Genomic DNA, 7894 nt, shown 5'->3' with positions numbered 1-7894 from the left:
GGCCGGCCCGCCACGGCAGCGGCCAGACCGCGCCGGGCCCGTCGTAGTCCTGCTCGACCGCGGCGTGCAGCGTCCAGTTGGGGTCGTAGAGGTGGGCGCGGCCGATGGCGCACAGGTCGGCGCGGCCGGCGAGCACCAGGGAGTTGACGTCGTCCCAGGAGGAGATGACACCGACCGCGATGGTGGGTATGCCGACCCGGTTGCGGATCGCATCGGCGAACGGCGTCTGGTAGGAACGCCCGAACTCCGGTTGCTCGTCGGGCGTGACCTGCCCCGACGACACGTCGATGGCGGCCGCGCCTGCCGCCTTGAAGGCTCGCGCCATCGCGACGGCGTCCTCGCCGGTGATGCCGCCCTCCACCCAGTCGGTCGCCGAGATGCGCACCGTCATCGGCTTGTCCACCGGCCAGGCCGCCCGCATCGCCCGGAAGACCGCGAGCGGGTAGCGCAGGCGGCCGGCGAGGTCGCCGCCGAAGCCGTCGGTGCGCCTGTTCGTCACCGGAGAGATGAAGCTGGACAAGAGGTAGCCGTGCGCACAGTGCAGCTCGAGCAGGTCGAACCCAGCGGTGTCGGCCAGGTGAGCGGCCGTGACGAACTCTTCGAGGATGTCCCGCATCTGCTCCTCGCTGAGCTCTTCCGGCACCTGGTTGACGCCCTCTCGGTAGGGGATGGGCGACGGCCCCACGACCGGCCAGTTGCCTTCGGGCAGAGGCTCGTCGATGCCCTCCCACATCAGCTTGGTCGATCCCTTGCGCCCGGAGTGGCCCACCTGGATGCCGATCTTGCCGGCACTGTTGTCGTGCACGAAGTCGGTTAGCCGTCGCCACGCCGCCGCCTGCTCGTCACTCCACAGGCCGGTGCAGCCGGGGGTGATCCGGCCGGTGGGGGAGACGCAGACCATCTCGGTCATCACGAGGCCCGCCCCCCCGAGCGCCTTGCCGCCGAGGTGGACGAAGTGGAAGTCACCCGGCATGCCGTCACGCGAGACGTACATGTCCATGGGGGAGCAGATCACGCGATTGACCAGCTCCAGGGCGCCCAGCCGGAACGGTTGGAACATGGGCGGCGTGGGCCCCGGCCGCTCCGACACGGGTATGCCGTCACGCACCCGCCGGGTGAACCAGGCATCCATCTGCTCCACGAACTCGGGGTCGCGAACCCTGAGGTTCTCGTAGGTGACTCGCCGGCTACGGGTCATGATGTTGAACGCGAACTGCTCGGGGTCCTGGTGGGTGTACTGGCCGAGGTTCTCGAACCACTCGAGGCTCGCCTGGGCGGCGCGCTGGGTCGACGCGACCACCGGTTTGCGCTCCGCCTCGTAGGCCTCGAGTGCGGTGTCCAGGTCGGCGTGCTCGTGCAGGCACGCCGCCAGGGCGAGCGCGTCCTCCATGGCCAGCTTGGTGCCGGAACCGATCGAGAAGTGGGCGGTGTGGGCGGCGTCGCCGAGGATGACGACGTTGTCGTGCCGCCACTGCTCGTTGCGCACGGTGGTGAAATTGATCCACCGTGAGTTGTTGGCCATCACGTCGTGTCCTTCGAGCACGTCCGCGAACAGGTCCTTGACCACCGCGATGGACTTCTCGTCGGACTCTCCGGGGAGGAACTCCCGCTCGGCGAACGCCGCGAAGCCGGCCGCACGCCATACCTCGTCGTTCATCTCGATGATGAAGGTGCTGCCGTGGGCGTCGAAGGGATAGCCGTGGATCTGCATGACGCCGTGCGGGGTGTCGCGGACGTAGAACTTGAACGCCTCGAAGACCTTGTCGGTGCCCAGCCACATGTATTTGCAGTGCCGTTGGTCCAGCGTCGGCCGGAAGGTCGCTGCGAGCTCCCGACGCACCGCAGAGTTCAGCCCGTCTGCCGCGAGCACCAGGTCGTGGCTCGCCCGCAGCTCGGCCAGCGGTGGTGCCTCGGTGCGGAAGTGCACCGTGACGCCCAGCTCGGCGCACCGGGCCTGCAGGATCTGCAACAGCCGCTTGCGGCTCATAGCGGCGAACCCGTGGCCGCCGCTGGTGATCACGGTGTCCTTGAAGTGGACGTCGATGTCGTCCCAGCGCGCGAACTCCCGCTGCATCTGGTCGAACACGACCGGATCGGCGTGCTCGATGCCCCCAAGCGTCTCGTCGGAGAAGACCACGCCGAAGCCGAAGGTGTCGTCGGCCGCGTTGCGCTCCCAGACCGTGATCTCGTGCTGGGGGCCGAGGGCCTTGACCAGAGCCGAGAAGTAGAGGCCGCCCGGACCGCCTCCGATGACGGCTATCTGCATGCCTCAGCCGTCCTGACGCAACCGGAAGCGCTGCAGCTTGCCGGTGGAGGTGCGCGGCAGGTCGTCGATGAACTCCATCGCGCGGGGGTACTTGTAGGGCGCGATCTCGGCCTTGACGAAGTCCTGCAGCTCCTTGATCTTGGCCGCCCCCGCCGCCGGGTCGCGCACGGCCTTCTTCGCGTCGTCGTGGAGGACGACGAAGGCCTTGACCAGTGCGCCACGGGCCTCGTCGGGCACGCTGACGACGGCTGCCTCGACGACGTCGTCGTGCCGCATCAGGGCCTCCTCCACCTCCGGGGCCGCGATGTTGTAGCCGGAGGAGACGATCATGTCGTCGCTGCGCGCCTGGTACCAGAAGTAGCCGTCCTCGTCGCGGATGAAGGTGTCCCCGGTGAGGTTCCAGCCGTTCTGCACGTATGCCGTCTGGCGCGGGTCGGCGAGGTAGCGGCACCCGGTCGGTCCCTTGATCGCAAGCCGCCCCGGCTCGCCGTCGGGGATCGGCTGCCCCTGCGCGTCGACGATCGCCGCCTCGTAGCCGGGCACCGCACGCCCCGTGGCGCCGGGCCGGATGTCGTCGTCGGCCGCCGAGACGAAGATGTGCAGCATCTCGGTCGACCCGATGCCGTCGATCAGCTTGACGCCGGTGGCCTCGTAAAAGGCTCGCCAGGTGGCCTCGGGGAGGTGTTCGCCCGCCGACACCCCGCGGCGCAGCGACCGGAGCTCCTGGTGGTGGTGGCCGGCGATCATGGCGCGGTAGCCGGTCGGCGCGGTGAAGCAGATGGTGGCGTGGTGCTCGCCGATCAGCCCGGCGAGCTCGTCGGGGGTGGCCTTCTCGACCAGCAACGTGGCGGCGCCGGCCCGCATCGGGAAGACGACGAGTCCGCCGAGCCCGAAGGTGAAGGCGAGCGGCGGGGTGCCGGTGAACAGGTCGTCCGGCTCGGGGCGCAACAGGTGCTTGGAGAACGTGTCGGCGTTGGCGAGCACGTCTCGGTGGAAGTGCATCGTCGCCTTGGGGCGACCGGTCGTCCCGGAGGTGAAGGCGAGCGTGCACACGTCGTCGGCCGCGGTGTCGACGGCGTCGAACTCGGTGGGCTGGTCGGCGATCCGGGCGGCCAGGTCGGACTGGCCCGAGCCGGAGTACTCCACGATCCGCAACCCCGGGATGCCCGCGGCCTCGAGGTCGGCGGTGAACCGGTGGTCGCACAGAGCGAGGTCGAACGTGGCGATCTCCGCCATGGTGAGCAGTTCGCGCGGCCGCAGCAGCGGCATGGTCGGGATGACGACGGCCCCGACCTTGAGCACCGCGAACCAGCAGGCGACCAGCCACGGGTTGTTGGGTCCCCGCAGCATGATCCGGTTGCCGGGCACGATCCCGCACTCGTCCACGAGGTAGCCGGCGACCTGGTTCGCCCGACGCAACAGGTCGCCATACGTCCAGGTCTGCCCGTCGGGGGTGAGCAGGCAGCGACGGTCGGGCCCGAACCGCTCGATCGTCGCGTCGAGCAGCTCGACGCCGGCGTTGAGCCGCTCGGGATACTGCACGTCGGGGATGGTGAAGAGGAACTCCGGCCAGAGGTCCTGCGGCGGCAGGTTGTCACGACAGAACGTGTCCACGTGGGCTGAGGGGGCGAGCTCCATCGGTGACCTCTTCGCGTCCGCGGGTGGTGTGCGCACCAGTATGCTCCGACTGTGACGACAGTCAAGAGTTCGTCATGAATGGACATCGCGCTCTCGTGACGACCGTGCCGAAGGCGCTAGGGTCATCCTCGTGTCCTCCACCGCCAGCGCCGGACCGGGGCCGAGCCCGGCTGCCGCACGGCCGCGCGCGCTCATCGTCACGATCTACGGCCTGTATGCGCGGGACGTCGGTGGCTGGCTGGGGGTCGGTTCGCTGATCCGCCTGATGGCCGCTCTTGACGTCGACGAGGCCGCCGTCCGCTCGTCGATCTCGCGGCTCAAGCGCCGGGGGATCCTCGAGCCCGAGCGGCACGGCGGCACCGCCGGCTATGCGCTGTCGGAGCGGGCCCGCAGCATCCTCGACGAGGGCGACCGAAGGATCTTCCAGCGGCCACGCGCCAGCCTGCAGGACGGCTGGATCCTCGCCGTCTTCAGCGTCCCCGAGACGGAGCGGCAGCACCGCCACACTCTGCGGTCACGGCTCACCTGGCTGGGGTTCGGCACGGTCGGCCCCGGCGTGTGGATCGCGCCCGGCCACCTGGAGGGCGAGACGCGGGACGTGCTGGAGCGGCACGGACTGAGCCGTTACGTCGACCTGTTCGGGGCCAGTTACCTCGGCTTCCGGGACGTGCGCGAGGAGGCGAGCACCTGGTGGGACCTCGACGGCCTGGATCGCCTGTATGCCGAGTTCCGCGCCGCTCACGGACCGGTCCTCACCCGGTGGCGGCGCCGGCGCGGCCCCGACGACGAGCAGCAGGCCTTCGCCGACTACGTCCGTGCCCTGACTTCCTGGCGTCGGTTGCCCTTCCTCGACCCCGGCCTCGCGACCGAGCTGCTGCCCCGCGACTGGACCGGAACGCGCGCCGCGGAGCTCTTCAGCGCCCTCCGGGCGAGACTCGAGAGCCCCGCCCGCAGACACGTGGACGAGGTCTGTGGCGGCTGAACGCCCGCGCGGAACCCTAAGAAGCGGTGCGGTGCTGCCAGTGCCTGGACCAGGGCGGTGCTCCTTCGGCGGACCGGAGCGAGCGCTCGGGGCAGTTCTGCGCGAGCTGTCGAGCTTGGCCGTCGCCACCCGCAGGATGACCGAGACGCTCTGGGCGGGGATGCCCAGCGCGCAGGCGATCGTCTCGTCCGCGTGCCCCGCGTCGCGCAGCCGCAGCCTCAGTACCGACTACTGAATTGTCGACATCTGACGAGCACGGACCGTCGAGGGTCAGGCGTCCAGCATCGCGGTGAGCTTGGTGACGGTGTTCCAGTTGCGGCCGGTGGCAACCACCCCGGTGTGCTTCTCGAGCCAGGCGGAGGCCGGCGGCGCGGCGAGGACACCGTCGGGGCACCACTGGTACATCACCCGCTCCCCGAGGGCGATCCGCCCGGAGTCGAGCGATCTCGGGTCGTGGGCCTCCAGCAGGGCCGGGTCGGGGTCGGCGGACAGGAAGTGGGCCAGCAGCTTGGCGCCCGCGGTCGCCCTGTCCGGCCACGGGAGCCCGGCGATCGTCGCGCGCAACTGGTCGCCGGACCGGGCGACGCATCCGACCTCGAGGCCGTGCCGGTCGGCCAGGGCCCGCTGCACCCGTGTGGCAACCCGCTCAGGCGACGTGCGCGTCGCGGAGACGACCGCGTTGCCGCTGTTCAGGTGGGTCCGCACGTCTTCGTAGCCGAGGTCGGACAGCAGGGCGCGCAGGTCCGCCATGGCGATCCGCTTGGCCCGGCCCACGTTCACGCCACGCAACAGCACGACATACCGGTTCATGGGCGTGATTCTCGCAGGCGCGGTGCGCGGCCACGGGGCGCTGCAGGCGGTCAACCGGTCAGGAATCGAGAAGCACACGGCATGCGATCGTCCCTAGCGTTCGGGTCATGAACTGCATCGCTGCGTACCATGAGGTGATGATCCGCGAGTTCGCTCCGACCGCGGCCGTCCCTGCTGCGGCACGCCCCGCCGCGCCGCAGCTGAGCGACCTCGCGTTGTTGCGCCGGGTGCGCGACCGCATCGACCGCGACTATGCGCAGCCCCTGGACGTCGAGGCACTCGCCCGGGGCGTGCACGTCTCGGCAGGACACCTCAGCCGCCAGTTCCGGCTGGCCTACGGAGAGTCGCCCTACTCCTACTTGATGACCCGGCGCATCGAGCGTGCGATGGCGCTGCTGCGCCGCGGCGACCTCAGCGTCACCGACGTCTGTTTCGCGGTGGGCTGCTCCTCATTGGGCACCTTCAGCACTCGCTTCACCGAACTGGTGGGTGTCCCGCCCAGCGTCTACCGGCGCGAGGAGGCGACGGCCACCGCGGGGATGCCGCCGTGCCTGGCCAAACAGGTCTCGCGACCGATCAGGAACGCGCGGGTGGGCGCCACAGCGGATCACGACCGATGAAGGCCACCAGCCGGTCCTGGGCCGTTGCGTCGTCCGGCACGGGCACCCGAGCGCCATACTGTCCACTCTCGCGGAGCATCTGGTCGAGCGGCTCCATGCCTGCCAACAGGTTCGCGCACTCCGCCTCGTCGAGCCGGTCGTCCTGGTGGGTGGCACGGGCGAGGTCCCACGTGTGCATGAAGACGTCGCTCGTGTAGAACTGGTCGATCGCGACAGCCAGGGGCACGTCGCCGGTGTGCGGGTTGGACAGTGACCGGTCACCGGGCTCCTCGACGAGTTCCTGCACAGCTGCCGCGTGGACTGCCCATGCCCCCGCGGGATCGGTGCTCGTGGACGGGCCTGCCGGCAGCTCGACGCCAGCACCCGAGGCGAGGAAGGCCCGGCTCCACTCGAGCAGGTGGTCGAGGACGTGACGTGCCGTCCAGCCGGCCACCGGGGCGGGTGAATCCCAGTCGCCGGGCGCGACGCCCGCGACCGCGGAGCCAAACCGCTGCGCAACGCGACGGTGCCGCTCCGCCGCGGTGTCGTCGCTCACAACGCACCTGCGGCGAGCAGACCGTCGAGCTTGGCGTAGCCCTCGTTGATGCCGACCTCCATGCCACTGGCGAGCATGCCGTCCCGGGCCTCGAGGGTCTCCACCACCGCGGTGCTGACCATCCGAGTGCGGCCGAGACCGAGGTCCTCGAAGGTCATGGTCTCCAACGAGACTCCTTCGGGCATGCCCTCCCAGGTGAAGGTCTGCACCAGGCGGCCGCTGCCCACGTAGTGGAACGATCCGTAGAACCAGAACTCCTCGCCGTCGCGCGAGCAGCAGTAGCGGTAGCTCCCGCCCGTCCCGGTCACCCACCGGTCGATCCGGACGTCCATGCCGTTCGGACCGATCCACTGGACGAACAGGTCGGGATCGGTGTGCGCCCGGACGATCTGTTCGGGGGTCGCCTCGAAGTCGCGGGTGATCCTCACCACCGGCAGGTCGGGGATCGCCTCGATCGTCGCCTCCGCGTGGTTGGTGCCGTGCTGCGTGGTGGTCATGATGCTGCTCCCTGGTCGTGGCTTCTGATGGTCCTGCCCTGCATCTGCGCGAGGACCGCGTCCAGACGCTGGTAGCGCTCCTCGGCCTCGCTGCGGTAGCGCTCGATCCACTTGGTCATGAGGTTGAACACCTCCGCCTCGAGATGGCACGGTCGGCGCTGCGCGTCCCGAGTGCGGGTCACGAGACCGGCGTCCTCGAGCACCTTGAGGTGCTTCGAAACCGCCTGCAGCGACACGTCATACGGCGCTGCAAGTTCTCCGACGGTGGCGTCCTGCGCGGCGAGCCGAGCCACGATGTCGCGTCGGGTCGGGTCCCCGAGCGCTGCGAAGACCCGGGAGAGCTGGTCGGCCATGTCGTCGTCCTTCTCCTCAACCTTTTGGTTGATCACGAGGATAGGCCGCCACTCCAAGGCCTGTCAACCAAATGGTTGAGAACGATGCGGGGGGTTCGCACACGGGGTAGCGCGTCCACGCCAGCCCGGGGACGGCGCGCGCCGGCGGCCGCGGTCAGGGGCGCCTGCGACCCCGCATGAGCGCGCTCACCCG

8 protein-coding genes are annotated in these 7894 nt (G+C 69.9%); 2 read left to right on the top strand and 6 right to left on the bottom strand.

The window, feature by feature from the left end:
* Together FRW57_RS14060 and FRW57_RS14055 are read right to left on the bottom strand one after the other, a co-directional pair.
* The coding region (locus FRW57_RS14060; RefSeq protein WP_152186275.1) for a bifunctional salicylyl-CoA 5-hydroxylase/oxidoreductase at positions 1-2266 on the bottom strand (2266 nt) is incomplete at its 3' end.
* A 3-nt stretch (positions 2267-2269) separates the two neighbouring features.
* On the bottom strand, positions 2270-3904 hold the full coding sequence (locus FRW57_RS14055) for an AMP-binding protein (RefSeq protein WP_137120520.1): 1635 nt from the start codon (positions 3902-3904) through the stop codon (positions 2270-2272).
* Between the two features lie 130 nt (positions 3905-4034).
* Between FRW57_RS14055 and FRW57_RS14050 the strand changes: the two genes are divergently transcribed.
* Positions 4035-4886, top strand: coding sequence for a PaaX family transcriptional regulator (locus tag FRW57_RS14050; RefSeq protein ID WP_137120450.1), 852 nt, complete (start codon positions 4035-4037; stop codon positions 4884-4886).
* A gap of 270 nt (positions 4887-5156) precedes the next feature.
* On the opposite strand, the gene FRW57_RS14045 is transcribed toward FRW57_RS14050, so the two are convergent.
* Positions 5157-5696 carry a DUF1697 domain-containing protein gene (locus tag FRW57_RS14045; RefSeq protein WP_152186274.1) on the bottom strand — a complete coding sequence of 180 codons (540 nt, stop codon included), beginning with the start codon at positions 5694-5696 and terminating at the stop codon, positions 5157-5159.
* Positions 5697-5833: 137 nt separating this feature from the next.
* Here FRW57_RS14045 and FRW57_RS14040 point away from each other — a divergent pair, with 137 nt between their 5' ends.
* A complete protein-coding gene (locus FRW57_RS14040; RefSeq protein WP_203230330.1) occupies positions 5834-6316 on the top strand; it encodes a helix-turn-helix transcriptional regulator in 483 nt (160 codons plus the stop codon).
* On the opposite strand, the gene FRW57_RS14035 is transcribed toward FRW57_RS14040, so the two are convergent.
* The 3 genes from FRW57_RS14035 to FRW57_RS14025 are packed head-to-tail and all read right to left on the bottom strand — an operon-like array spanning position 6273 to position 7701.
* Positions 6273-6851, bottom strand: coding sequence for a TIGR03086 family metal-binding protein (locus FRW57_RS14035; protein ID WP_152186273.1), 579 nt, complete (start codon positions 6849-6851; stop codon positions 6273-6275). The genes FRW57_RS14040 and FRW57_RS14035 overlap by 44 nt on opposite strands.
* Positions 6848-7348: an SRPBCC domain-containing protein gene (locus tag FRW57_RS14030; RefSeq protein ID WP_152186272.1), complete on the bottom strand. Its 501-nt coding sequence runs from the start codon at positions 7346-7348 to the stop codon at positions 6848-6850. Before FRW57_RS14030 ends, FRW57_RS14035 begins: the two co-directional genes overlap by 4 nt.
* Positions 7345-7701: an ArsR/SmtB family transcription factor gene (locus tag FRW57_RS14025; protein WP_152186276.1), complete on the bottom strand. Its 357-nt coding sequence runs from the start codon at positions 7699-7701 to the stop codon at positions 7345-7347. Before FRW57_RS14025 ends, FRW57_RS14030 begins: the two co-directional genes overlap by 4 nt.
* Positions 7702-7894 lie beyond the last annotated feature (193 nt).

Origin of the sequence: Segeticoccus rhizosphaerae (genome assembly GCF_009192725.1) — a bacterium.
Taxonomy (GTDB): Bacteria; Actinomycetota; Actinomycetes; order Actinomycetales; family Dermatophilaceae; genus Segeticoccus; species Segeticoccus rhizosphaerae.
Note: the sequence above shows the minus strand (reverse complement) of the source record. Positions and strands in the feature narration are given on the sequence as shown.

Excerpts from the sequence above, each read along its gene's own strand:
- FRW57_RS14045 (WP_152186274.1), bottom strand. The coding sequence starts at position 5,696 with ATGAACCGGTATGTCGTGCTGTTGCGTGGCGTGAACGTGGGCCGGGCC.
- FRW57_RS14030 (WP_152186272.1), bottom strand. The coding sequence starts at position 7,348 with ATGACCACCACGCAGCACGGCACCAACCACGCGGAGGCGACGATCGAG.
- FRW57_RS14025 (WP_152186276.1), bottom strand. The coding sequence starts at position 7,701 with ATGGCCGACCAGCTCTCCCGGGTCTTCGCAGCGCTCGGGGACCCGACC.
- FRW57_RS14040 (WP_203230330.1), top strand. The coding sequence starts at position 5,834 with ATGATCCGCGAGTTCGCTCCGACCGCGGCCGTCCCTGCTGCGGCACGC.
- FRW57_RS14055 (WP_137120520.1), bottom strand. The coding sequence starts at position 3,904 with ATGGAGCTCGCCCCCTCAGCCCACGTGGACACGTTCTGTCGTGACAAC.